The organism is Flavobacterium sp. UBA7680 (assembly GCF_002482975.1).
Classification (GTDB): Bacteria; Bacteroidota; Bacteroidia; order Flavobacteriales; family Flavobacteriaceae; genus Flavobacterium.
Genome location: NZ_DLHA01000043.1, coordinates 74,107 through 99,980 on the forward strand (window position 1 = coordinate 74,107; position 25,874 = coordinate 99,980).

General features: G+C 32.8%; 28 protein-coding genes. 5 read left to right on the top strand and 23 right to left on the bottom strand.

Annotated elements, in window-relative coordinates; translation table 11 throughout:
* Positions 1-86: 86 nt before the first annotated feature.
* On the bottom strand, positions 87-962 hold the full coding sequence (locus B3C18_RS18875) for a lysophospholipid acyltransferase family protein (protein ID WP_291150175.1): 876 nt from the start codon (positions 960-962) through the stop codon (positions 87-89).
* 113 nt (positions 963-1,075) lie between these two features.
* Here B3C18_RS18875 and B3C18_RS18880 point away from each other — a divergent pair, with 113 nt between their 5' ends.
* The 4 genes from B3C18_RS18880 (at position 1,076) to B3C18_RS18895 (ending at position 3,987) form a co-directional block, all read left to right on the top strand.
* Positions 1,076-1,714, top strand: a complete 639-nt coding sequence (locus B3C18_RS18880; protein ID WP_291150178.1) for a rhomboid family intramembrane serine protease — start codon at positions 1,076-1,078, stop codon at positions 1,712-1,714.
* Positions 1,715-1,766: 52 nt separating this feature from the next.
* Positions 1,767-2,456 carry an SIMPL domain-containing protein gene (locus B3C18_RS18885; protein ID WP_291150181.1) on the top strand — a complete coding sequence of 230 codons (690 nt, stop codon included), beginning with the start codon at positions 1,767-1,769 and terminating at the stop codon, positions 2,454-2,456.
* A gap of 119 nt (positions 2,457-2,575) precedes the next feature.
* A complete protein-coding gene (locus tag B3C18_RS18890; RefSeq protein WP_291150184.1) occupies positions 2,576-3,172 on the top strand; it encodes a Crp/Fnr family transcriptional regulator in 597 nt (198 codons plus the stop codon).
* Positions 3,173-3,264: 92 nt separating this feature from the next.
* Positions 3,265-3,987 (top strand): SDR family oxidoreductase, encoded by a 723-nt coding sequence (locus B3C18_RS18895; RefSeq protein ID WP_291150186.1) that lies wholly within the window; start codon positions 3,265-3,267, stop codon positions 3,985-3,987.
* Between the two features lie 82 nt (positions 3,988-4,069).
* On the opposite strand, the gene B3C18_RS18900 is transcribed toward B3C18_RS18895, so the two are convergent.
* From B3C18_RS18900 to B3C18_RS18955, 12 genes are all read right to left on the bottom strand, one after another.
* Positions 4,070-4,339 carry a hypothetical protein gene (locus B3C18_RS18900; protein ID WP_291150189.1) on the bottom strand — a complete coding sequence of 90 codons (270 nt, stop codon included), beginning with the start codon at positions 4,337-4,339 and terminating at the stop codon, positions 4,070-4,072.
* A 144-nt stretch (positions 4,340-4,483) separates the two neighbouring features.
* Positions 4,484-5,134, bottom strand: a complete 651-nt coding sequence (locus B3C18_RS18905; protein ID WP_291150195.1) for an HD domain-containing protein — start codon at positions 5,132-5,134, stop codon at positions 4,484-4,486.
* Between the two features lie 99 nt (positions 5,135-5,233).
* Positions 5,234-6,091, bottom strand: coding sequence for a helix-turn-helix domain-containing protein (locus B3C18_RS18910; protein ID WP_291150197.1), 858 nt, complete (start codon positions 6,089-6,091; stop codon positions 5,234-5,236).
* A gap of 97 nt (positions 6,092-6,188) precedes the next feature.
* Positions 6,189-7,331: a DUF7005 family protein gene (locus B3C18_RS18915; protein ID WP_291150200.1), complete on the bottom strand. Its 1,143-nt coding sequence runs from the start codon at positions 7,329-7,331 to the stop codon at positions 6,189-6,191.
* Positions 7,332-7,336: 5 nt separating this feature from the next.
* Complete coding sequence (locus tag B3C18_RS18920; RefSeq protein WP_291150203.1) at positions 7,337-10,249, bottom strand: NHLP bacteriocin export ABC transporter permease/ATPase subunit; 2,913 nt, start codon at positions 10,247-10,249, stop codon at positions 7,337-7,339.
* Between the two features lie 10 nt (positions 10,250-10,259).
* Positions 10,260-12,452 (bottom strand): NHLP family bacteriocin export ABC transporter peptidase/permease/ATPase subunit, encoded by a 2,193-nt coding sequence (locus B3C18_RS18925; RefSeq protein ID WP_291150206.1) that lies wholly within the window; start codon positions 12,450-12,452, stop codon positions 10,260-10,262.
* Positions 12,453-12,461: 9 nt separating this feature from the next.
* Positions 12,462-13,724, bottom strand: a complete 1,263-nt coding sequence (locus B3C18_RS18930) for an NHLP bacteriocin system secretion protein (RefSeq protein WP_291150209.1) — start codon at positions 13,722-13,724, stop codon at positions 12,462-12,464.
* A 16-nt stretch (positions 13,725-13,740) separates the two neighbouring features.
* A complete protein-coding gene (locus B3C18_RS18935; RefSeq protein ID WP_291150211.1) occupies positions 13,741-15,309 on the bottom strand; it encodes a TolC family protein in 1,569 nt (522 codons plus the stop codon).
* 30 nt (positions 15,310-15,339) lie between these two features.
* Positions 15,340-15,861: a cyclic nucleotide-binding domain-containing protein gene (locus B3C18_RS18940; RefSeq protein WP_053470694.1), complete on the bottom strand. Its 522-nt coding sequence runs from the start codon at positions 15,859-15,861 to the stop codon at positions 15,340-15,342.
* Positions 15,862-15,951: 90 nt separating this feature from the next.
* Positions 15,952-16,293: an NHLP leader peptide family RiPP precursor gene (locus B3C18_RS18945; protein WP_291150215.1), complete on the bottom strand. Its 342-nt coding sequence runs from the start codon at positions 16,291-16,293 to the stop codon at positions 15,952-15,954.
* A 59-nt stretch (positions 16,294-16,352) separates the two neighbouring features.
* Positions 16,353-16,997, bottom strand: a complete 645-nt coding sequence (locus B3C18_RS18950) for a helix-turn-helix domain-containing protein (protein ID WP_291150218.1) — start codon at positions 16,995-16,997, stop codon at positions 16,353-16,355.
* A 133-nt stretch (positions 16,998-17,130) separates the two neighbouring features.
* Entirely contained in the window at positions 17,131-17,841 is a 711-nt protein-coding gene (locus B3C18_RS18955; RefSeq protein ID WP_291150220.1) for a hypothetical protein, read from the bottom strand.
* Positions 17,842-18,153: 312 nt separating this feature from the next.
* Here B3C18_RS18955 and B3C18_RS18960 point away from each other — a divergent pair, with 312 nt between their 5' ends.
* Entirely contained in the window at positions 18,154-18,918 is a 765-nt protein-coding gene (locus B3C18_RS18960) for a response regulator transcription factor (RefSeq protein ID WP_291150223.1), read from the top strand.
* A 30-nt stretch (positions 18,919-18,948) separates the two neighbouring features.
* On the opposite strand, the gene B3C18_RS18965 is transcribed toward B3C18_RS18960, so the two are convergent.
* The 10 genes from B3C18_RS18965 to B3C18_RS19010 form a co-directional block, all read right to left on the bottom strand.
* Positions 18,949-20,496: a type 2 lanthipeptide synthetase LanM gene (locus B3C18_RS18965; RefSeq protein ID WP_291150226.1), complete on the bottom strand. Its 1,548-nt coding sequence runs from the start codon at positions 20,494-20,496 to the stop codon at positions 18,949-18,951.
* Positions 20,497-20,640: 144 nt separating this feature from the next.
* Entirely contained in the window at positions 20,641-20,808 is a 168-nt protein-coding gene (locus tag B3C18_RS18970; RefSeq protein WP_291150228.1) for a hypothetical protein, read from the bottom strand.
* Between the two features lie 100 nt (positions 20,809-20,908).
* Entirely contained in the window at positions 20,909-21,265 is a 357-nt protein-coding gene (locus tag B3C18_RS18975; RefSeq protein ID WP_053470700.1) for an NHLP leader peptide family RiPP precursor, read from the bottom strand.
* Positions 21,266-21,282: 17 nt separating this feature from the next.
* The gene (locus B3C18_RS18980) at positions 21,283-21,642 is read right to left on the bottom strand and encodes a class IIb bacteriocin, lactobin A/cerein 7B family (RefSeq protein WP_291150231.1); all 360 of its coding nucleotides are present in this window, start codon (positions 21,640-21,642) and stop codon (positions 21,283-21,285) included.
* Between the two features lie 39 nt (positions 21,643-21,681).
* Complete coding sequence (locus B3C18_RS18985) at positions 21,682-22,032, bottom strand: NHLP leader peptide family RiPP precursor (protein ID WP_053470702.1); 351 nt, start codon at positions 22,030-22,032, stop codon at positions 21,682-21,684.
* A gap of 29 nt (positions 22,033-22,061) precedes the next feature.
* Complete coding sequence (locus tag B3C18_RS18990; protein WP_291150233.1) at positions 22,062-22,415, bottom strand: NHLP leader peptide family RiPP precursor; 354 nt, start codon at positions 22,413-22,415, stop codon at positions 22,062-22,064.
* 31 nt (positions 22,416-22,446) lie between these two features.
* A complete protein-coding gene (locus tag B3C18_RS18995) occupies positions 22,447-22,779 on the bottom strand; it encodes an NHLP leader peptide family RiPP precursor (protein ID WP_291150236.1) in 333 nt (110 codons plus the stop codon).
* A gap of 105 nt (positions 22,780-22,884) precedes the next feature.
* Positions 22,885-23,217, bottom strand: a complete 333-nt coding sequence (locus B3C18_RS19000; RefSeq protein ID WP_291150237.1) for an NHLP leader peptide family RiPP precursor — start codon at positions 23,215-23,217, stop codon at positions 22,885-22,887.
* A gap of 79 nt (positions 23,218-23,296) precedes the next feature.
* Complete coding sequence (locus tag B3C18_RS19005) at positions 23,297-25,297, bottom strand: adenylate/guanylate cyclase domain-containing protein (protein WP_291150239.1); 2,001 nt, start codon at positions 25,295-25,297, stop codon at positions 23,297-23,299.
* A gap of 87 nt (positions 25,298-25,384) precedes the next feature.
* Positions 25,385-25,717 carry a hypothetical protein gene (locus B3C18_RS19010; protein WP_291150240.1) on the bottom strand — a complete coding sequence of 111 codons (333 nt, stop codon included), beginning with the start codon at positions 25,715-25,717 and terminating at the stop codon, positions 25,385-25,387.
* Between the last annotated feature and the right edge of the window lie 157 nt (positions 25,718-25,874).

The following is a 25,874-nucleotide window of genomic DNA, read 5'->3' on the forward strand; positions in this document are numbered from 1 at the left end:
AAAAACCTTATAAACAAGATTTGCCGGTTTCATCAAAAAAGAAAATCCAAAAAGCGATAATTACTTTTTGGATTTTCTTTTGTATATTATTTGTCCACACGATGTTTCCATCTTTTATGTGTCCATAGATAAAATTCAGGAGCTTCAAGAATTTGTTTTTCTACTTCTTTCAGGTATTTCTCTGTAATGTCAAAGTTTTTATAATCATGCGGATTATCAGCAATTGATAAAAAAGTAGCTTCATAATGACCTCTTGAAACCTTTTTTACTTTTACCATTATTACGCTTAAATCATATTTTTTTGCCAGCATTTCGGCTCCTGTATGTACGGGAACTTCAATACCCATAAATTTCATCGAATGAAAAATTCTGTCCAGTTTAGGCGATTGATCACTTGCAAGTCCGTACATGCTTAGTTTTCCGTCACGCTGATTTTGAGCCATTGTTGGAATCGCTTTTCTGGTTTCAACTAATTCAGTATCGTATTTTGAACGAATTTTTCGAATCAATTTATCAAAATAAGGATTGGCAATTTTTTTATAAACTGCAATTCCCTGAAAACCAATTTTAGGGTTTATTGTTAAAAGCCATTCATAACTTGCATAATGTGAAGCAACAAGAATTACACTTTTACCTCGTCTTGCATAATCCTGAACCAATTCTATATTAGTTACATGGAATCGTTTTTCCATTTCTTCAGGTGTAATGCTTATTGTTTTTACCATCTCTAAAAACATATCACACATATGGTGATAGAATTTTTTCTCGATAACTTTTCTTTCAGCCTTGCTTAAATGAGGAAAGGTAAGTGCCAGATTTTCACGTACTACACTTTTACGATATCTAATAATTCTGTAAACTAAAAAGTATACAAAATCTGATAACAAATAAAATAAGCGAAATGGGAGTATAGAGATTAGCCAAAGTAAAGGGAAGGCTATTATATAAACAATAAATTGCATCTAAAATTTTTTTCTACAAATATAATGTAAAAATGAATAAGCTCGATATTTTGGAATCTCATCAACTTATGTTTGATATTGTTTATCTTTACCCTTCACATTAAATATTATTTATGAATGCTATTTTAATTGGAATTATAGTGGCCAATGTACTGATTAGCTATAAAGGTTTTAACGATCTTTATTTTTTTAGAAAATACGAATTTCATGTTGGAAGCATCCGTGCCGGAGAACAAATCAGAATGCTTTCGTCTGGTTTTTTGCATGTAGACATTATACATTTAATTTTTAATATGTATACACTTTGGATGTTTGCGCCAGTGGTTATAGACTGGATGGGAGGTTTTTCTTTTGTTCTGGTTTATTTTGGAAGTTTAATTTTCGGAAGTCTTCTTACTATGATATTTCATAAAAACGATTACAGTTATCGTGCTGTTGGAGCATCTGGAGCAGTGACTGGAGTTTTGTATTCTGCAATTTTGCTTCATCCGGATATGACACTTGGAATTTTTGGTATAATTCCAATTCCCGCTTATCTTTTCGGAATTTTATATTTATTGTATTCTATTTATGGAATGAAAGCTAAAAATGATAATATTGGTCACACAGCGCACTTTGGAGGTGCAATTGGCGGATACTTAATTACTTTGATAAAAGAACCGTCATTAGTTTATGATAATACCTTTATTGTAGTTTTACTTTTAATCCCAATCTTGATCCTTTTTGGAATGGCTAAATTGGGAAAATTGTAATGCTGGCACAACTTTTGAAATGCTTTTATCAATAACTTAAAATATAACAGAAATGAAAAAATTAGTATTATTTTTAACAATCATGTTTATGACTATGTCTTACGGCCAAGAAACCAAGCAAATTCCTCAAATTAATGTAAATGGAGAAGGAAAAGTAAAAGTAGCACCTGATCAGGTTTGTATTTCGGCTACGGTTGAAACAAAAGGGAATAATGCTAAAGACGTCAAAAAGCAAAATGACGAAAAAATTGACGCAGTTTTAAAATTCATTAAAAAATTGAATCTTCCTGCTGCAGATTACAAAACAAAACAAGTAGCACTTAATCCGCAATACGATTACGAGAAAAAGAAAACTAGCTACAATGCGACTCAAACTGTAGAAATCGTTTTAAAAGATTTGTCTAAATATGATGAATTGATGGAAGGTTTGGTTCAGCAGGGAATTAACCGTATTGACAGAGTTTCTTTTGAATCTTCTAAATTAACAACATTACAATCAGAAGCTAGAAAATTAGCAATGAAAGATGCTAAAGCAAAAGCAGAAGATTATGTTTCAGTTTTAGGTCAAAAAGTAGGTAAAGCTTATATTATTTCAGATAACTCTCAAATTTATCACCCACAGCCAATGTATGCAGCGATGAAGTCAATGGCTGCAGATAATGCAGGAGCTGAAAACGAAACGTTAGCAATTGGAGAAATCGAAATTACAGCAAATGTTAGTGTAAGTTTTATTTTGGACTAAATAATTTAAATTCCAAATAATATAATTCCAAATTCCAATTTTACGATTGGGATTTGGATTTTTTTTTGACCAATGACGATTAATCTTTTTAACTTTGATAAAGTCAAAATATACTGAAAATGCTAAAAGAAGATTGTAATAATATGCTGGAACAGTTCTGTAATCATTTAGATCTTTTTCATAAAATTTCTTCGGAAGATAAAAATAGTATTGCGCAATATTTAGAATATAGAACTGTAAAAGAAGGTGAAATTTTAATTGAAGAAAATAAAGTTGCAAACGAAATCTTTTTTGTCTGTAATGGCGTATTGAAAATTGCTAGTGTCAGCGATAAAGGAAATGATGTTATTCATTTCTTTTTCGGTGAAAATCACTTTTGTACTATTTTGAAAAGTTTTACCGAAAATATAACATCTCCAGATATTGTTCAGGTTGCTTGTGACTCAGAAATAATTGTTTTGGAAAGAAATAAATTAGAATCTTTAATTAAAGATTTGCCTTATTTTAAACCAATGCTGGATACTATTTTTCAGCAAGCTTTGATTAATAAAGTAGAACTGCGCAATTTTTATCTTGATACTGATGCAACTTCACGTTATCAAAAGTTTATTGAGCGACAACCTAATATTGCCTCCAGAGTATCACAAACTGATATTGCCTCTTATCTTGGAATCGCCAAACAATCCTTAAGCAGAATTAAAAAGAATGCATTCTAAATTTCCTTTTTAACATTTGTTAAATCCATTCCGTAAGTGACTTTCTACTTTTGTTCGACTAAAAAATAGTCAATAATAGTAAACAAGAAACAATGGAAAATCTAAAAGACAAAAAAGTAGTTATTATAGGCGGAAGTGCCGGAATTGGTTTGGCAACTGCAAAATCAATCGCGTTAAAAGGAGCAAATGTAATTATCGCTTCAAGTAATCAACAACGTATCGATAAGGCTTTACAGGAAATAAAAGGTCATGCAAGTGGACAGGTTATTGATGTAACTGATGAATTGCAAGTCAAAAGTTTTTTTGAAAAAATTGGCCCGTTTGATCATTTGATTTTTACTGCGGGCGAAAATATTATGCTTTCCAATGTTGAAGATACTGCTTTAGAAACTGCCAAAAATTATTTTAATATTCGTTATTGGGGCGCTTTTACAGCAGTAAAATACGCTTCACCATTTATCAATTCTACAGGTTCAATTGTACTAACAAGTGGTATTGCAAGCAACAGACCAAATAAAGGCTGGACATTAGGTGCCAGTATCTGCGCTGCTATGGAAGGTTTTGCAAGAGCATTGGCAATGGAATTAGCACCAATAAGAGTCAATATTGTTTCGCCGGGAGTTGTAAAAACAGAGCTTTGGGGCGGTATGTCTGAAAGTGAAAGAAATGAAATGTATACCAATATTGGAAACGCATTGCCTGTAAAAAGAGTAGGTGAGGCCGAAGATATTGCCAAAACATTCGTTTATTTATTAGAGCAGGAATATGGCACAGGACAGACTTTAATTATTGATGGAGGAACTTCATTAGTATAATTTCAATCTAATTTAATTGATAAGATAAAGGAGCCAATGAACATTTTCAACGGCTCCTTTACCAATATTTTTGCATCCACTTTCAACTTTGCATTAAAAAAGTTTCAGGTTCAGAATCATCTTCATTTTCCAGTTCTTCCCAGTCATTTTCGTCGTATTCTGATTCCATATCATCATCGAGGAATTCATCTTCAAGATCATCCAGTTCAAGATTGAAATGTTTATGAGACATTAATGTGTTCGAAAGATTTCCTTGCAGATAATCATCATAATTTAAAAGCAGCTGCTCTTCGTAAGAATTTGTGTCGCCTGTAGATTCTTCGGGAATATAATAGTAATCGTCAAAAATCATAATAAATAGATTTAAATTTATAGCTTAAGATTTATCTAACTTTTTCAATTAGAATAACTTAAAATTAAAATTTTTTACTGCTACCATTTTATACAATTTTGAGAATCAGTTACTAAATTCTCATTTTTACTATAAATCGATTAATTATTCTTTCCAGGGAGAATGCAAAATACAATCGCAAAAATTCTTGCGATGAAAATTCGGAATCATATAGGCACAAACATCGGCTTTTATGTTTCCAAAAGTAGTTTCTGTTTTGTGTTCAAATCCGCTGAAAAAAGTTGGAATAATTTTGTTTTTGAAATCATCACGCGGGAAAGCGTCCAGAATTTCAATTCTGTTTTGATCGCTTAAATGTTCATATCCTTCTCCCATAACATCCAGACCAACTCCAGAATACATAAGCGCGACTTCTGGTTCTTTATGTTCCGCAATACCAATTGTGGTATGCAGGGCGATAGTATCCCAAACTAATTGCAACGATTCTTTTGGTAAATTATGGCTTTTTAGGAAATCTCTCGCCGCATTGGCACCATCTACTTCAAAACGTAAATCTGTACTGCTGTAGTGTTTTGTTAAACCCAAATCGTGAAAAACGGAAGCCACATACAATAATTCTTCATCATATTTAAGCTGTTTTCTTTTTCCGTTTAAAGAAGAAAATAAAAATACACGCAAAGAATGATTGTAGATAAATTCTGTACCGTGTTCTAATAAAAGTTCTGTAGCCTGCTGTGCAATAGAACTATCCGGAATAATTATTCCTGCAACTGTTTTTAGTTTGTTTACTGACATGATAATTTGTTTTTTTCAAAGGTATCGTGAGAAACTCGTTTGAGGAATGTCAAATTACGTCAAGCGCATGTCAAAAACTACGGAAATATTACTAAGGACTTAATTTCCAATATTTAAAAAAAGCAATCTGTATTCATGAGGGGAAACCTGAGCATTCTTTTTAAAGAAATGACTGAATTGCTCTGCGGTATTAAAATTGAACTGAAAAGCAATTTCTTTTATTGGGTTAGAAGTAAATTGCAGTGCTCTTTTGGCTTCGGCAATGATTTGTCCGTTTATTAATTCTTTTGCGCCTCTGTTACTGCAGCGTTTGCATAAATCTGTTAGTTTACGTGCTGAAATTCCTAAAAGTTCGGCATAATCTGCGACTTCTCTGGACGTTTTATAGTTCTTACTGATTAATTCTAAAAACTGTGCGTAGGTTTGATTTTCATAGCTGTCAAACCCTTTTGAAAGCGAATGATTTACGTTTGCAATCTTAATCATTATAATTTTTAGATACGCAGCCAACGCATCTAATTGATTAATGTATTCTTCCTTTTGATATTCATACCACAAAGATTTAAAAATTGAAATAAGCTCAATGTTATTCTGATGGTTTAACGGAATGGTTTGATTGGCAGAAGCATTATTAAATAAAACAGCTTTACAGTTGTTGGCACTCGAAGGCGTTCTTTCCCAAAAGCAATCTCCAAAACTAAGTTCGTAAGCGGTAAATTTTGTTTCGGAATTAAAACTTATAAATTGTCCTTTTGCGATTAAAAATAGTTGTGAAGATGAAATTTGAAAAATTTGATCGTCAATAATTATTTCTCCTGCACCGGATTCAATTAGTAAGATTCGGTTATAAACAAGTCTGTACGTTGATTTTTGCTCGTATCTCTTGTCTTCAAGAAAGCGTATAGAGAATGAATTTTTAATCTCTTCTTCTACAACCAAATTTGATATAGAAAGCATATTTTTTGACGTAATTGTTTAGAAAAGTGAAAACAAAGGTCAAAGGTAGTTAGAAATTTTTTGAACAGCGGTATTGGATTGTATCAAATAGCAAAGATTAAAATAAGGTTCGATGGAAATTTTCATAATAAATATCGATTAATAATTCGGCACCATTTGCAGACGCTAAATCGATCAAACTTATTTCACAAAGTGCATCTATTCTGCACATTTGATCTTTCGTCGATTTTACTTTGCCTACCGCTTTATCAAAAATGGCAATGTTTTCAATAGCATTTTTTATTATGGTAATCAATTGTTTAAAATCATCGGGAGATAATTTACTTTCTTTTACATAATTTTCTAATCGGGCACCTTCTCTGTAATTAGGATAATTTTCTAAACCCATAAAATTCAGCATCCAGACTTTATTGTAATTCCATATTGTTTTAATAATTCCAATATAATCTGCTATTAATTCATCGTGCAGATTATTAGTGGCTTGTCCGTATTTTTTGAGCGTATATAAATGCGTTAATTCATGTTCTTTTCGAATAGAAATAGAATATGAAATCCATAAATCTTCTTCTAATCCTAATTGACTTGCTGGTACATTGCTGTAAGGTTTTGTACTTAAAATGACCAATTTATCTTTATACAAAGATTTATTGGGCATAATATTGTTTGTAAACTCGGTATTCCAATCTCCAAAAGGATTGTTCTGCAGCCAGTTTTTTTTAATGATATTAAACCGTTTCGAGTTATTAAGACCATTTAACAACACAGCTCCCATTGATGCGGGAATAGGCAAGGGATTATTTTTATGTATTAACGACTGTAATATCTTTACAAAATCTTCTTTATTAGGAATAGTTAAAACCGGAATTTTGCCTGCAATACTTTGGTGAAGTTCTAAACTGATATTTTTTGTGTCTTCTAATTTTATATAAGAGGTCAATTTTATATCGTTTGTTTTTGCATTTAAAAGGATGTTGTTATACAATTCGGCTTTATCTATTTCTTTTTCAATCAGAAAATTTAATGGCGGATAACATTCTTTTAGCGCATTAAAAATGTCTTTTCCATTTGAAAAATTCTTTAAAAAATCTTCCCAAAACTGAATTTCCGGACCTTCAGTAAAAGTGGAAGCTGCAGAATCATCATTTAAAGGAAACTTATTAAAAAGATAGGCTTTAAGTTTGTCTGATAAATCAATTGATGCAACTTGATCAACTGGTTCGGGGAGAAATGAATTATTCATGATCATTACGAAATTTGGCGTTTAGCCAGTTGTGTAAATAGGCCATCTTGCTGCATTAGCTCTTCATAAGTACCACATTCTTTGATTTCTCCTTGGTCCAGAACATAAATACGATCTGCGTTTTTAATGGTACTTAATCTATGTGCGATTACAATACGTGAAGCCTGAAGTTTGTCTAAGCTTTCGGCAACAATATTTTGAGTTCTGTTATCGAGAGCACTTGTCGCTTCATCCATAAATAATAGTCTTGGTTTATGTACAATGGCTCTTGCAATCATAAGGCGTTGTCTTTGTCCTCCGGAAAATGTTCCTGCGCCTTCGCTTACAAGAGTGTGCATTTCCATTGGCATATTTTTGATATCTTCTTCCATTCCTGCCATACGCGCGGCATCCCATGCATCATCTAAGGTCAATTCTGAATTCCCAACAATATTTTGATAAATGCTTCCGGCCATAAGTGCTCCATTTTGCAATACAACACCAATTTGTCTTCTTACAAGCTCTTTGTTCATGGTATCAAAAGTATTTCCATCATAATATATAGAACCCATTTCAGCATGTTCAAATCCTAAAAGCAGTCTCATAATAGTTGATTTTCCGGAACCCGAAGGCCCAACAAAAGCGACCATTTCGCCCGGTTTAATTTTGAAAGTAATATTTTTTAAAATCAAAGGCTGATTTTCGTTGTATCTAAACGAAACAGAATTCATTTCGATATCGCCAGCCAATTCGCCCGGATCAATACTCTGATCCATAGATTCTGCTTCTTCTTCTAAAATTGGTTTTACCCTTTCATATAACGGGATAACATTTAAGGACGTTATAAAAGCCATACTTAGCCTTAAACTATCACCTAAAAATTTATTAAAAGCAGTAATAAATGCCATAAAAGAACCTACAGAGATCATGTTTGCTCCCGGAACAGTAGGATTAAGGACACTGTAATAAATGAAAGAGAAAAAGAAAATACTGGTAAAGAGGGGATAGGAACTATTGAAAATTTCAACAAAATTTTGATAACTGCCTGAGCTAAAGCCTAATTGTTTTAGTTTAGAGAATTTTTCTGCCCATAATGTAAAAACTCTTCGTTCTCCGCCTGTTATTCTTATTTTGCTTATACCGGATAAAAATTCAAAAAGAAAACCCTGAATTTCTCCCTGATATTTAGAAACTTCCCGATCATATTTTAATTTTAAACAACCCATAGTTATCATAAAAATAACAGCGATTACAGCTAATGCAACGCCAATCCATGCCAAACTAGAGTCGTAGTAAAAAAGAAGGATCAGATTTACAAAAGAGAAGGCTCCACTTAATACAGCCGTCATTAAGGTGCTTGAAAGTATTTGTCGTATCGAATTGATACTTAAAACCCTATTGGTAAGATCTCCCGCAGTATATTTTTTATAAAAAGTTACCGGTAATCGCAATATATAATCCATTACACCTGCCTGCAAGTTAATACTGGATTTTGATTCTACTCGCATTTGCAATACGCCTTGGGCAAGCTGAAGTCCTGCTGTTACCAAAGCGATTATGATCATGATACTAAATATTTCTAAATGTATTGATCTGTCTGCGGTAGGGATAACATCATCAAAAATAACTCCTGACAAAATAGGGACTAATAGTCCAATTAAGCTTCCTGCTAATGAAGCCAGAATTAATAGTTTGGCATCTTTTTTAACGCCATTCATAGCAAAATTTAATACCTTTTTCATAGAATCCATCTTGACATCGAATCCAGAAAAAAACATATAACCAATTGGTTCTAATGATGCTGCTATTTCATTGTTCACAATAGACTCAGTACCATCGGATAAATTTTTTATTAAATAAGAACTGGACGTTTTTTGTATAAGTGCAACGGGTTCGTTTTTTTGTTTGGTAAAAGCCAGCAAATGCCCGTTTTCTTCTTTCCACCAGGCATCTCTTAAAATGATTTTACGAACTCTTATTTTAGAACTTTTCGCAATAGCATACAGCAAGTTTTTTGCACTGGTTTCGTTGGCATCAATATGTTTGGGTTCTTCAAATTTAAATTGGCTGTGATCTGCAATAACCTGACAGGTTGAATAAAGTACACTTTGCTTATTTAGTTTTGAAGCGGTTACATGCGGTACACTTTTTTTACTGCCTGTTACTATAGATTTTATTTTTTCGAGTGTGTTTTTTAACTCATCTTCTTCGCTGACCAGTTTAGCATTAAAATGCTCGTTTTCAAAAACACTATTATTTTCTATTGTTTTTGCAAGTTGTGTATAAAAGTAAGATTGTATTTTTTCTAAAGAAATCAAAAGATTAACTTCTTCTTCGATAACTTCTCTGGTGCTTAATATTTTAATTTCTGTTTGATCGGATAGGGATTTTACCCATAATTTATTCGATACCGGAATTGGGAAATTAGAGGCATCATCAAAATTAACAGTGATATCTGATGAAAACGCAGAAACACTTCCGTTGTTTAAGTTTACCCAGTTTATACCGTGTGAAGGATATGCAACCGTATTTTCTTTTAAATTTATGGTATTAAAATCATCAAGCGCGGTATAAACTCTTGGCGCATTTTGAAAATTTAATTCAGAAGATGTTTTGGATATCCATTTATTGATCAGATTTTTCAAAAAGAAAGGATCAATATTCAAAAGGTCACTTTTTTGAATTGCCAGTAATTTAGCTTCATTCGAATAAACGATTAATCTAATATTTTGGGTGCATTCCTGAGGTAATAAGCTAAATAGTAATTCGCCTTGTTTTGCAGAATACAGGTATTTTAAAGGGCATAAATACTCTCCGTTTTCATCAATTTTAGTATGAAACACATTTACTTCTCCCGAAATAACCATCCAGAAACTGTCTGTGCTATTTAGAATCAATGGATTTTCAACGCCTATATGTATTTTCTCTTTCACTGACATGGTATTAAATTTATTTTGATTCGATCAAATGTGCATAAACACCATTTTGTTTTAGCAATTCCTGATGAGAACCACGTTCTACTATTTTTCCCAGTTCCATTACTATTATTTCGTCGCAATCAATAATAGTGCTTAATCTGTGCGCTACAATCAGGCAGGTACAGCCTCTTTTCTTGATATTATCCATTACCGTTTTTTCAGTAGTTGGGTCAAGGGCACTGGTGGCTTCATCCATAACTAAAATAGTCGGATTGCCGGATAAGGCTCTTGCAATTTCAATACGCTGGCGTTGTCCGCCGCTAAAATTGGTTCCGCCTTCCATTACATGACTGTCATAACCGTCACTTCTGGCTGAAATAACATCGTGAATCGCCGCATCTCTTGCAGAATTGATAATGTGTTTTTCAGAAATCATAGAATCCCAAAAAGAGATATTTTCTTTAATTGTGCCATTAAATACAATAACATCCTGATCGACTACGGCTAATGAACTTGTAATGATATTTCTTGCAATGGTTTCTCTGTTTTTTCCATCTAATAAAACTTCACCCTTCCACGGATCATAAAGTCCCGAAGCTATTTTGGCTACTGTTGATTTCCCGCTCCCTGAACCTCCTACTAAGGCAACTCTGCTTCCCGGTTTTAATTTTAAATTAAAATTTTCTATTAATGCCGGCATTGTAGTGTTATAGCCAAATGTGACATCTTTCATTTCAAAATACCCAATCAGTTTGTTTTTAGGAACTTCATTAGTGTCTGACTGATTGGATTCTTTTTCTCTAAACTGATTATCAATTTCATAATTCAATACATCATCAATTCGGCTCATATCACTTTCTGTTTCATGCAGTGTATTACCTACGGTTACCAATTGATTAACGGGTGTAATAAAATTGTTCATTAAATAGGTAAAAGCTACTAATGCACCCAGAGTCATTTCGCCGTCCATAATTCGTAAAGCTCCAATTCCCAGAATTAAGAAATTGGTTAATGAGGTGATCAAATTTGGAAGAACATTTAATCGAATAGTTAACCAGCCCAGTTCTTGCTGTGCGTTCATAACTTTAGCCAAATATCCAATCCAGTTGGTAAAAAAATCATTTTCTCTTCCAGATGCTTTTAAGGTTTCAATCATACTAATTCCGGAAGTAGTTGTACCTAACAATTTTCCGGTTTCATTACTCAATCGGCGGCTTCCGTCTTTTCGGGCTGTGGCTACACATTTTAAGATGATGATATTTAATGCCGCCATAAAAATCCCGATTAAGGTTAGCGTAACATCATAAGAAAACATTAGGATAGCATAAAAAATAACCACTATAACATTTAAGGCTGCGTTAGCTAAATCGCCGCTTAATAATTTGGCTACTTTATCATTTAAGGAAACCCTGTTACCAACTTCTCCGCTGTAACGCTGTGTGAAAAAAGCAATTGGTAAATGAAAAACGTGCCACAAAAATTTACTGGAAGTAACTAAGGCTAACTTAGTTTCGAGCTTAAGTAAAAAGTATTGCTGAAGATAAACTAAAACCGAATTAATAATTAATATTCCGCCCATTATCAATAATAAAGGCATTACAAAACCAGAAAAATTGTTGACTAAATATTTATCTATAAAAACAGTAAGAAATGAAGGAATTATTAAACCCGGAATTACTAAAAATAAGCTGGCAATAATGATATAAGTAATGCTTAATCTAGAACTGGCTACTCTTGAAAGTAAAGACCCTATAAGCCCTTTTTTCTCATTTCCTTTTTCAAAACTTTCGTTAGTATCAAAAGTCAGTACAACTCCGGTATAAGCATCATCAAATTCCTGATGACTTACAGAATATCTTCCTTGTGCGGGATCACTCAAGTATACCTTTTTTTTGGTAAAACCTTCGAGCACTAAGAAATGATTAAAATTCCAAAAAATAATGGCCGGCGTTTTAATCTGCATTAGCTTTTCAATAGATTTGGCATATCCTTTTGCATCTAATCCAAACTCTTTAGCGGCCTTAATAATATTAGTTGCTTTAAGCCCATCTCTGGAAACTCCGCAAGCTATTCTTAATTTTTCTAAAGGAACGAATTTGCCAAAATGACCTAATATAATACTTAAAGCTGCCGCGCCACATTCAACGCTTTCCATCTGTAATACAGTTGGAACCTTAACTGGCCGGGCTTGTTTTTCAATAACAAAATTTGCAATATCTCCCATTTGTATTTATTAATATAAATCAAAAAATTTCTTGAATGCGGGAACTACTATCGTCACAGGAGGTTCTTGTTTTATGGTCACTTTTCCCATGCATGAAGTACCTTCTTTTATAAAAATCTCAGGCCCTTTTGCCGATGTCCATTTAAAGCCGCTGTATGATTTTGGATCTTTTTCAAAATCAACATGAACTTCAAATAATGGACCTTGTGCCAAAAGTCCTTTTGCAAGCTGATCGTTTTTAACAGAAGTCAGCATACCTTGCTGTGTAACAGGAAAATCAGAAACATAAGTTACTTTCCCTTTTATAAAACCATATTCTTGCGGCTGAACGGTTGATGGAACTACTAAAGCTTCCATGCCTTTTCGTATTTTTTTTCCATCTTGTGATGGAATGTAAAGAATCCCTTTTAGCTCGCTTAATTTTGTTTCGTCCTGATTTTTGAGTTTAAATAAAGGCGTCCCGGATGCAACAACAATTCCGGCATCCGTTAAAACTTCAACCACTTCGCCGTCATAAGGGCTTTTTATATTTTTTTGCTGATCGTATCTTTCGGTTAAAAAATGCAGGTTTCTTTCTGCTTCTGCAATTCTCTGGTTTTGCAATGTCACTTTTTGCTGCATATCAAAACCTAAATTGTGCTGCTGGTTTAAGGTTTCTACTGTTTGACCTTTTAGTCGTTCAATAGTATTTTTTGAAGCTTCTATTTGCTGTTTGGTATTGGCTACTTCAGATTTTGTTATTAAGCCTTTGCTTATCAAACTATTTTCAGATTCTAATTGATTGTTTAAAAACGCCAGTTTCTTTTTTTCAGATTCAATTTCGCCCTGAATACTTACACGTGACTGCTTAATCATTTCGCTCTGCAATTGCGTTCCCTGATTTCCGTATGAGGCTAATTTTCCCATTTCAAACTTTCGGTCAGAGACTACTGCTTTTGCATCTTCTATTTGCTGAAGCAGTTCCGGCTGTTTTATCGTGGCAATAATGTCTCCTTTTTTAACATTGTCACCAATGGCTACTTTTAGCTCTACTAACTGCCCTTGTGAAGTAGCTACTACTTCATGAACATCGCCGCCTTGTACTACACCAACTACATCTAATTTTGTTTTTACGGTACCCGCAAAAGACCATAAAACTGCTGTAAATAATATTACCGCAACTGTAGTCAAAGCTATCCAGGCTTTTGGACCTGTAACCTTAATTAATTGATCTAACTTTTCTGGTGTAGAAAGCTTTTCTAACGCTGATTTTCTGAAAAAACTTGCTGACATAGTTTCTAAATTTTTATTAATTTTCTATAGTTGGAACAGTATAAAATACATTTTGATCTACTTTAAAACTGGACTTTTCTTTAGATAAAAGTGTTCCTGTTTCGTGTCTGAGGCTTACAATTGCATTTGAAAACTGCTGCTCTGCATTTAGATATTCTAATTCTGAATAAGTGAATCTTTCCTGAAATAACATTAAATTCAAAAGTGTGGTTAAACCCATTTGAAATTTTATTTTTTCGTTATCAAAAGCTTCTTTATGGAATCCCATAGATTCTTTTGCTTTTTCAAGAATTAAGACACTATTGTTTAGGTTATTAAGCGCCATATTTACGTTTAAATCAACATTTCGCTGGGTATTATCGCTTATTACGGCCTGATCTTTTACAGCAATTTTATTAATGGCATAATTTCCTTTTGCGAGATTATTGTTTAAAGCAAATGAAAAGGTCAGTTTTGCGCCTACGCCAACATCTTGTCCCTGATTGTTTACAAACGAAGAAAATGTTTTGTCGACTCCATTTCCCACACTTGTGCTGCCGTAATAGGCAAAACCGGTTAAATCGAGCTGAGGTTTCAAATTGTTTTCGGCTAGTTGATATTGAAGCTCTACGGCTTCGGTAACTTTTTGTATGGCTTTTAAATCTCCTCGATTGTCTTTAGCACTTTTAATAAGCGCACTTTTATTGATGTTTTGCTTGTAACCGCTTTCTGCAACTGCAGGGAAATCATTTACCGGATCGCCCAGTTCCTGACTTTCTTCATCAGATAAACCTATTGCTCTTCCCAGATTTAATCTTGCATTGTATAAATTTTGCTGCGCCACAAACGTCAATCTTTCCTGATTGGTTAAATCGGCATTTACCTGAGCCATATCGCTCTCGGGTTTTTTGTCGGCTTTTATTAATTCTCTGGTCATTTCCAGAACGTTCCTTACCCGGCTTTCGTTTTGTATGTAAACATCAAGACTTTTAAATGCGGTATAGTAATTCCAATAAGCAATGCCAATTTGCAGGATTTCATAGGAGTTTGTAAACTCAGAATCGAATTTATTTTTATCGATATAAAGACTTGCAACTTGTTCTCCGGTTGTTACTACTTTTTTTCCTCTGCCTCTTAAAAGCGGCTGGGTCAAGGAGAAATTAAGCACTCCGGTATGAGTTCCATAAAATTGACCGACAAACTCATTGAAGGTATTAAGCGGAAAATTACTGTCGTTATAGAGATATCTTAAACTTACTTCGGCAATTTGCGATGTTCTAAATCTTTTTTGCAGTCCGGCAGAAAAATCTACTGAATTTGACTTGAGTGATCTCTCGATATATTGATTTCTAGGATCTGCATCGTAGAGATTCAGTCTGCTGTTTTTGTATGAAAGTCCAGAATTCAAATTAAAATCAAATGTGCTCCATTGTACCTGAAGTTCTCCTTCGGCATTTTCTATCGCATAAAAAGTCCTTTTAATATTAGGGCTTTTATCAAATGCTATGCTTGAAATTTCAATTAAATCACATTTAATTTTAGACTGACTTTGCACGTTAGTAACAACAGCAATCCATATTGCAAAAAAGGAATAGTATAATCTCATTTAAATTTTGGTCTTAAAATTTATACTTTATTATGCCTCCGAAAATCGATGCAAAATCTGTCCAAAACGGGAGCCTGCCTGAGCAACTCCATCTAAAATTCTTGTATCGATTAAATCTTCTTCTTCCGCAGTTCCGTAACCCAATTGATCTGTTGTTTTTCTTAATCTGTTAGACAGGAATAAGGCTAAACCATAATAAAAATTGGCTTTGAAATCCGGGTTTGTAGTCAATCGCAGTTCGATCACCTCGCGGGATATTTTATAAACTACGGATGTTTTTCTAGCGATTACAGAAACAGATGGCGGTCTTGTTTCTAAAAAAGACATTTCACCAACAACTTCTCCAGATCCTAATGTGGCAATGTCTTGCTTATCACCATTCTCTGCACATACAGATAATTGACCTGATAACACGATGTATAGACTATCAATAAAATTGCCTTTTTGGATAAGTTTTTCGCCGTTTCCTAATTCTATTTTCTGGCCATTGTTAATGAACCATTCTACATCTCTGTTATTAAACTGACCTAAGAAAAAAAGTGCTCTTTTCATAATTTTATTTTTTTTAAGGTTATACTAATTTATTTGTAATTCGTTTGTTGATTAAGACAAAGAATCTGTGATTTCTGACACCTGAAAATTCTATTTATATATATTCCCTAAAGAATCATATAAACCTTCGTAGTCATTAGTAGTACTAGTGCGATTAGAAGTTCCGCCGCTTAACTTGTCCAGCTTTTTTTCGTCTAATTCCTGATCCTTTTGCTGCATCTTGATAGGAATGTTGATGTACAGATATTCGGGATCTGACTGGTCTGTCACTTTGATCTTTTTCCCGATTGGTAATTTTCTACCAAAAAACTTTTCTAATGTTTCTTCGGGGTTTGTAATTAATGATTTTTTGAAATCATCGTTTACCCAGGCTTCTGTAATTATCCTAAAAAAAACATCCTGACCCTTTTTTTGTTCTTCTGTTAAAATCATTTTATTTAGTCTTAAATTTATATTTTGTTTTGGAGTTTATTGTATTGATAAATAATGTTTTACCGTAAAGAGTTTATTAATTCTTTAGGCGAAATGTCATATTGATACGAAAACAATTTGGAGAAATAATGCACATCGTTGTACCCAACAGAATAGGCTATTTGCGAAATGGAGTTTTGTATATAATTATCAATCATATATTTGGCTTTATGAAGTCTCAATATTCGTATGTACTTATTGGGTGTGAGGTGAACTAAATTTGCAATTTTTCTATGCAGTTGTCTTTCGCTTACAGCCATTTTATAGGACAGTTCATAAAGGTTCATATCATTTTGGCTGATAGAATTATAAATTTCCTTTTCTAAATTCAGTAGCCAGTCCTGATCTAGTTTTGTAACTTTTTGTGGATTAATTTTGTTTATACACAATTCCTGAACATTTTTATTAGATTCATATATGTCAAAAATTTCCGGACGTCCCTGAACTGTCAAACTCACAGATTTAGATTTGATTCCATCTAAAATTTCATCAATCAGATCATTTATCTGTTTACTGCTCGAAAAAATAATTTCACTTTGTGTTTTATTATCTGTTATGCTGGGTTTGCTGGCCTCAATAATGTTTTCTAAAGGGTTTTTAATATTCTGAACTATTTGGTTCAAAATATCTGGAGAAGACCAATCTATTGTGGTATTTTTTATCATTTCATTCATGATTCTAATAGAATTAACGGGTTAATCAATAATCTGAAAAATCTCAATTAGGTCTTGTAATGCGCAGTATTCGGGGATGGGGGATAGTGGTTTTGGCTTATATCTTAATTTATTTCAGGAAGAATTAACATGCCTGAGAGTGATATTTCCTCTTTTTAAAGGTTTTATGGGATATTTTATCGATAGAGAAAGAGGTTACAAAATTTTTATTGTTATTATAAAATTCCTTTAAGCCCTCATAATTCAACGCTATTGGTATAGTTTCAGAACCCAGATAGTGAACAGAGGCTCCTATAACCTGAGCTTTTATTCCCAGCAGCTTCATAATTCTTAATAGTTTGCTATCGCACTCGGCAAAGGCAACACCGTTTTTTTGTTCGCAAATAGGAGCAATGGCACAAACCATTAATCTTTTAAAAAGGGTTTTATCCTCGATATTTTTTTTAGTTGCAAATCGGCCGATGTGCCAAACGGATGAAAACTTGTCAGAATAACCGAAGACGCTTAACGGATCAATATTAAAAATTTTCTGAAGAGGGAGTTTTGTTTTATAATCCCATTTAATTACTCTAATCGATCCCTGAATATTTCCTGAAAAATCTTTTGCAACGAAAATTTCAGAATCTTTAAAATAATTTAATTCTTCATCATACACTTCCTGAGTGTCTGTTACAAGTTCATTACTATTTACATCTTCACAATGATGACTGAAGTTCTCTTCGACTACAAACTTGGCTAATTCACTCAGCTGGTCCAGTTCTAGTCTTTCTAGGTAATTTTGAGTTATAATCATGAGTTCTTTGGTTCGTTGGTTCCTAACAAAGCTAATTTTCATATATCATAATTTTACTACACTAAATAGTGGTATTTTATTGTAAATCAATAAACTACACTTTAGGGTAGTACCCACTTTTTTTAGTTAAAATGCAAAGAAGAAAGAATGTTTGGTGAAAATAAACAAGTCGTTTTTGGGATAAGAACCGAATTTTAGAGGGGGTTTTCCAATAAAAATATTGATCATTTTATATACAAAAACAGAGTAACAAATTGAAATTCAATACGTTTTAATGTTATTATTATGCAAGATCTTTGTAATTTTTTTCAGACATAATAAAAAAAAGTTAAATTTGGATTAAAATAAGGTGTGATGAAAGAACCAGATTTAAATTCATTTTTTGACTCCAGAAATATAATTGAAGGATTGACAGACGAAGAAAGAGCTCAAAAAAATGATTATTTAGAACCTATTAAAGCTTTTGCAAGAGCAACATATACAAGTATTTACGTTATAGATTATTTGAAACAAGGATTTGAATTTGTTTCAGATAATCCGCTGTTTTTATGTGGAAATACGGCGGAGGAAGTTTTGGAAATGGGCTATGCTTTTTATTTCAAACATGTTCCTCCAGTAGACCTGGAGTTATTATTGAAAGTCAATTCTGTTGGATTTGATTTTTATGAAAAAATTCCACACGAAGAGAGGATTCTCTATACGATTTCTTATGATTTTCATTTAAAAAATCAGGAAGAAAAATTGATTTTAATCAACCAGAAACTTACTCCGGTTTTTTTAGCCAATACCGGAAAAATATGGAAAGCGATATGTATTATTTCGTTATCATCTGAACGTAAGGCAGGAAACATTAAAATACATAAAAACGGAGAGAATAAAGTGCACAACTATAATCTGGATAAAGATCATTGGGAAGAATCTAAAAAAGTCACTTTATCTAAAAGAGAAAAGGAAATTTTGCAGCTCTCTACCAGAGGTTTTACGATAAACGAAATTGCCGATGAGATATTTGTTTCTCCGGATACTGTAAAATTTCACCGCAGAAAATTGTTTGAAAGACTGGAGGTAACCAGTATTACAGAAGCGATCGCATATGCTACAAATAATAAGCTGATATAACTATTAATGTTTTACGGCTATATTATTCCTTTAATTTCTTTTGATATTAATCCAGCGATTAATAAATTCCAATTGTTCTTTTTTATGTTCAGGAGAAATGGCATCAATTCTTCTGTTTATATTTTCAATACAATTGAATTCGAATATTTTTGAAGATGCATTACAATCAAGTACATTGTCCAGACTATTTAGGCTAAATATCGGAATGTCTCCGTTAAGCATTTGTTGTAATTCAAAATCAAATATAAATTTGTACGTTTCCATATTTTGTCCCAAATAAGCTTTAGACAATAACTCTGCTAATTTTGCATTATAAACTTCAAAACTAGACATAAGAGCGGCGGTACGCATAAATTTTAATATTTTAAAATATATAAAAGTAGGTCGCCAAACATATCTTACTTCTTGATTTTTAAACACTTCAATTGGTGAATTAAGAGATTTTAATTCTTCTTTATTATTCGAAAACAAGTCATACACTACAGAGAATCCTTCAAGAAAACTATTGCTGTAATTGGTTGGAAATATATAATGGTTCTTAAATTTCGGAATATTATTTTCTGCAATTTGTGTGAATAAAAAGCGCGTTACCCTTTTAGAATTTATGGTATTTGGGTTAACGATTCTTTTTTCCAGTTCTGTTACCTGTAAGTTATTGCGAACGCCATAACCTGCAAAATGTACGGGAACACCAGTATCGTCATTTACAATCAGTGCGTTTTCCAAAACCGATAAATTAGGTATTTTACATTGGTCATCCCAGGAATTATTAATCAGGCCATTTGATAAAAAGGGCTGAATAATGGTTTCGTGGTCTATAATAACGGGATTTTTTCCAGATGCAATAACATTTTCACGATGGCAGTCTTTGCTTCCCAAAAGATAGGCTGTGGCAAGTAAAGCTCCTGCTTTATGATAATATTCTTCTAAATCATTTTCAGAACTTATTTCTTCGTTATTTACAAATTCCAGCCATCCATATTCACCGCAATCAAGTGCCTGAAATGTTTTTAAATCTAATTTTAATTTTTGATTGATCCAGTTGATTAGTACATTATAAGAATTGGTCAAATTGATATTTCTGGGTTTGTAGATCAGTTTGGTTTCATTTGATAAATGAATCAAAGCAGTTCCTTCGCCGTTATGACCGTCACCAAGACTTGCGTCAATATCTGTAATTTGTACTTCACCTAGTTTAAATACAGCTTTTATCTTTTCGTAATCGTTATGAAAACGGTCTGTGATTTTGGAAATATGACGAGAAAAATTGGCTGCTTTTTGTTTCATCATATGATCTAAAACCGGAAAATCTGCAACTAACGATTGATTCATTTTTGCTGTAAAAATTTCTATCTCTGTATTACCTTCGAGAACGAAAGAGTCTAATGACTGCTGTAAAACAATTTCAGAGAAAGTACTCAGCTCTTTTACCAGTTCCAAATGCAGTTTTTCTTTGGCATTATCTGGTAATTCTAATTTTAAGCCCTCCAGAAAAGATTCTGTATAAGGAAGAATGATTTCGACAAAAGGAATTGTTTCAAAACTTTTGCTAATAAATGGGGTTGATTGATTATTCATTTTCTAAGGCTTTAGTGTGAAAAGAATGCTGAATGATAAAAGATGTAATGCTGTTTTTTATTTACTACAAAACTGGAGAATGTTTTAAAAATTAAAAACACCCTTCGCTTGCACACAGGGTGTATTTTATATTGATCGAATAGTTTACGATTTCTTATTCTTGTTTAGCTGAACTACGCTGTAAAACAGTACGATAATGGCCAAAATAAAACTGGCTGTTCCCAGAAAATTATATTTAAAGCTTACTAATACTGATCCGGAAATTACTAAAAAGATCCCTGCGAATAATGATATTTGTCCGTGCTTTTCCATCTTTTTAAATTTTAGAGAAAACCCTTGAATCTTATTTCAAAATTTTAATAAACTTCGAATTGTTCAAGGGTTTTTATTTTATTATTTTATTTTTCATTTCTTAATGAAGGTAATCCCATAAAGCTGCAGCTCCAAAGCCGCCGGCTACAGTACCAACCACAACAACTAAAGTTAAAGGAGTAAGACCACCTGCAACGATTTCTAATTGCTCAGAAGATAATTCTAACTCGTCTAATTTTGGTTCAGCCGGAATATTGAAGTAAATGATTGAATCACTGCTTTGATCTTCAACTACAACTCTTTTGTTGCTTGATGATTTTTTACCAGTAACCGCTTCAATAGCTGCTTGAGGGTTAGTTAATAATTGATTTTTAAAGTCAGGGCTTTGCCATGCTTTTTCGACTAGAGTTTTTAATAATTCTTGTCCTTGTATTTGAGCGTCTTGTGAAATTTTCATGTCTGTAAGATTTTAAATTATTGATTATAAAGTTGTACTCCTGCTGCAAATGCTGCTACACCTAATGCATAAAGTCCTATGACAACTGCTGGTGTAAGTCCGCCTGCAACTAATTCTAACTGCTCTTCAGTTAATTCTAAACCGTCCAGGTTTGGCTCTGCAGGAATATTAAAATAAATTACAGATTCGTTGGTTTGATCTTCAACTACAATGTTTTGATTTTCTGGCAATACAAAGCTTTTGTTTGTAAACTCCTGAATTGTTGCTAGAGGATTTTTTACTAATTGGTCTTTAAAAGCTGCACTTTCCCATGCTTTTTCTACAAGACCTTTCATTAATTCTGCTCCTTTTTCCTGATGTTCTTTAGTATATTTCATCTTTATATTTTTTATATTGTTAATAGAATAGTGGGTTGATTAGATTGTTTCGATTGGAATAGTTGGAAAAGTTGGTGAAGGAAACCAAGGTGGTATTATTCCAATTGGAGGCCATATAGCGATACCACCAGCAACAGACTCTAACTGTTCTTCACTTAATTGTGCATCTGCTGATTGTTTTACCGCAGCCGGAATGTTGATGTAAATAACAGAATCATCTGTTTGATCTCTCACCACAATTGTTTTACCAGCAGGTAAATCCAATTTTTTTCCTGCAAATTTTTCAATTGCAGCAACAGGATTAGCAATTAATTCTTTTTTAAAATCAGCATTTTCCCATGCTTTTTGTACTAGCTCTGCATAAAGCTTTTGTTCTTGTGTGAATTCCATGATATAATATTTTAGATTGGTTAATTTATTTAGAAAAGAAGAATATCTTTTGGGAATGTTGGAGTTGGGTGCCATATTCCACCTGGAAAATCCGGTGGGAAACATCCTCCTTCAATAACACCGCCAGCAGCAGCTTCTAGTTGATCATCAGTTAATTCTGTATCTGCATATTTTGTCGAAACAGGAATGTTGATATAAATAGTAGAGTCGCTGGTTTGGTCTTTTACTACTAATGTTTTACCTGCAGGCAGATTCAATTTTTTACCAGTAAATTTTTCGATTGCAGCTACCGGGTTTGATACCAATTCATTTTTAAAGGCAGCGTCTTCCCATGCTTTTTGCACAATATCTGCGTAAATCTTTTGTTCTTGAGTTAATTCCATGATACTTAAGTTTATATAGGTTAGTGTTTTGTTAGCTTAACAACCATTTAGCAAGTGGAATACCGATATATTCTATTGCTAGTTCAGCAGGAGTTGTATAACCTCCGGCAACAATTTCTAATTCTTTTTCACTTAATTCTACATCATCTAAATTTGCTTTAGCAGGCAGATTAATGTAAATTGTAGAATCATCAGTCTGATCTCTTACTACTAATGTTTTTCCTTCTGGTAAAGTCATTTTTTTACCAATTACTTTTTCAATTGCAGCTAATGGGTTTTGCACTAATTCTTTTTTAAATTCTGCATCTTCCCATGCTCTTTGTACGATCTGTGCGTACAATTTTTGTTCTTGTGTAAATTCCATGATAATAAATTTTTAAAGTTGATTAATAGTAATCGTTGATTTAAAGTATGTAAGAGGGCTGGTTTAGAAATTAAACAGGGTTACTATTTAATTTGCCCTTTTATTTTAAACTATGATGTAATCTTTTAAGGCAGGAAATAAATTATTGACTAAATCAATCCATACTGTTTGTCCGCCTCCGGCAATAATCTCTAATTGTTCTTCTGATAGTTGAATATCTTCTATGTTGGGTTCACTTGGAATATTCATGTAAACTTTAGACTTATCTGTTTGATCGTTTACTACAAGTGTTTTTCCTTCGGGTAATACAATTTTAGCTCCGGTTAGATTTTCGATTGCTTTTATAGGATCTGCAATTAAGCTTTTTCTAAAATTAGCATCTTCCCAGGCTTTAGAAATTACCAATCGTAAAACCTCTTCTTCTTTTTTCTGTTCCATGATTTATTTCCTTTTGTATAATGTAAAATTAGTCCTTCAAAATATTATAAAAATGCCAAAAAAACTGACAAAACATTGTTTATATATAACTGTGATCTAATACTATAGGGGTATTTACCAGTGAAATAGCGCTTTTCTCGACAAAATACATTTTGATCTCTCCTTTGCCTTTTGCATAAATTTTACCGCGGTATTCAAACACAAAAGATTCTTCGTCCTTAATTAAATTATATAGCGATTCGCTTATGTTCACTTTTTCTACCATTCCGTTGCTTTCAATTCGGCTTGCTGTATTCACCGTATCGCCCCAAACATCGTATTGAAACTTTTTTACTCCCACGATTCCCGCTACAATAGGTCCGGCGTGAATACCCAAACGCATTTCAAAAGCCGGCACATCTGCCGCTATATTGATTATTTTTCTTTGAATCATAAATTCCTGCATTTCTAATGCGGCAGAAACAATGTTTTTTAATGAATTTTTATCTGGATTAGGAATACCGCCCGCAGCCATGTAAGAATCTCCAATGGTTTTGATTTTTTCGATATTGTACTTATCAGAGATAAAGTCAAATGCTTTAAAGCACACATTTATTTCTTCAACAAGATTTTGCGGCGTCATTTTTTCTGCAGTCTGTGTAAAAGATTTAAAATCAGTAAATAGAATAGAAACCAGATTAAAATCGCGGGCATTTACAAAGCCCTTTTCTTTTAGTTCTTCGGCTATTTCTTCTGGCAGAATGTTGAGCAGTAATTTTTCTGAACGGTCTTTTTCTATCGTTAATTCTTTTCTGGATCTTCTAACATAATTTAATCTGTTCCATAAAGCGATCGTAATCAATAGGATAAAGCCAAGAGAGATAATGATTAAGTTTCGTTGTTTTTCTTTCTTTTGAACTTCTTCTTTATGTTTAAGATCAATTTTATGCACTTTTGTAACATAGGCAATACTGTCAATCAACATTGCTTTTTGAAACTCCATATTCAATACTTTATTCGAAGTTTCTTCAGATTGTAAACTATCTTTATAATCATTTGACTTTTCGTAGTAATGAAGTGCCAGATTATTGTTGCCTCTTGCTTTATAAGTTTCGTAAAGGCATTTGCAGGCATCTTTTTTTACGGATAATGCTCCAAGACTTTCTGCAATATCCAGTCCTGTTTTACATTTTTTAAGTGCTTTATCACTCTTGCCAAGTTTGTTTAATATGCTGCCAATTGCTACTTGTGTAATGCTTATATATTGTAAACTGTTTATTTTTTGGGAAGAGGCTAAACAAAGATTATAATAGGATAGGGATTTGGTAAGATCACCCTGAGTATTAAAAAGTTCTCCCAAATTATAAAGTACTTCTATTGTTTTTTGCTTGTCGTCTATTTTATTTGCAATAGCCAAAGCCTGATTGAAAAATTCATTTGCTTTTGCATATTCTTTTTGCATCATGTAAATTTTGCCTGCTCCATTTAGGTTATGAGAAATCCCTATGGAATCTTTTAATTCTCGATAAATGGCATTGGCTTTTTGAGAATAAACCATCGCATTAGAATAATCTCTAATGTCAACATAAATTCCTCCAATGTTTTGTGTAGCGGCGGCAATGACTTTTTTATCGCCTATTTTTGTTTGAATTTTAATGACTTGAGTGTAAAAGTCCAGTGCTTTGGGATAGTTGCCTAAATAATAATAAACTGCTCCCATATTATTTAATGCTGCGGCAACTCCTTTATGAAAATTGGCTTTTTCATAAGTTTTCTTGCATTTTGTGAAGTAAGAAAGGGCTTTTAAATAATCTCCCTGATAATAGTAGTTTGTTGCTATTTTATTATAACTGTCTCCAATACCTTTTTGATTGTTAGATTTTTGATAAATCTTTAAACCTTTTTCGAACAAAGACATTGCCTCTAAAAATTTTCCGGCATTCTGGCATTTTTCTCCCACGTTTAATAAACTATCAGCAGTTTGTTTATTTTCAGGAATATTTTCCAAGTCACGTTTAGATGACACTTTTGATTGTGCATCTAAACCTGTTCCGTTTATCAGAAATAAAAAAAACAATAAATATGTAAACAAGATTTTCACAATAGTAGTTTTAAATTAAAAAACGCATATGTTCATAATGAGCACACACGTTTTTATTTCACGTTAACTATCCTGCGGTATTTGTTTTTAACCAAAAATACCTGGAGAATAATTACTAGCACTCACAATGATAGGCGGTGTATGATCTGGCTCAGCTCCACCTGAAATTATATCCAATTGTTCTTCATTCAATTCCATATCCTCAAAGTCCGGTTCGGCAGGAATATTGATAAAGATTGTTGAAGAATTGGACTGATCTACAAAGGCTATCGTTTTACCTTCTGGTAAATGGATTGGATGTCCTAAGAAATTTTCTATTGTCTCAACAGGACCTTTTATTAAATTGTCCTTAAACACCGGATCGCTCCATGCTTTTTTTACAATAGATTCTAAAACCTTTTGTTCGTTAGTTAATTCCATTTTTTTGTGATTTATAATTAGACCTAATTGTTCTGCTATTGTAAAATTATTTGCATTAGGTGATATAGAATTGCCAAATAGACTGACAAAAAGGTTGCTTTTTTAGCCTTATTTTTTACAATAGTTACTTGAAAAGTGGAAAGAAAATTGGAAAAGG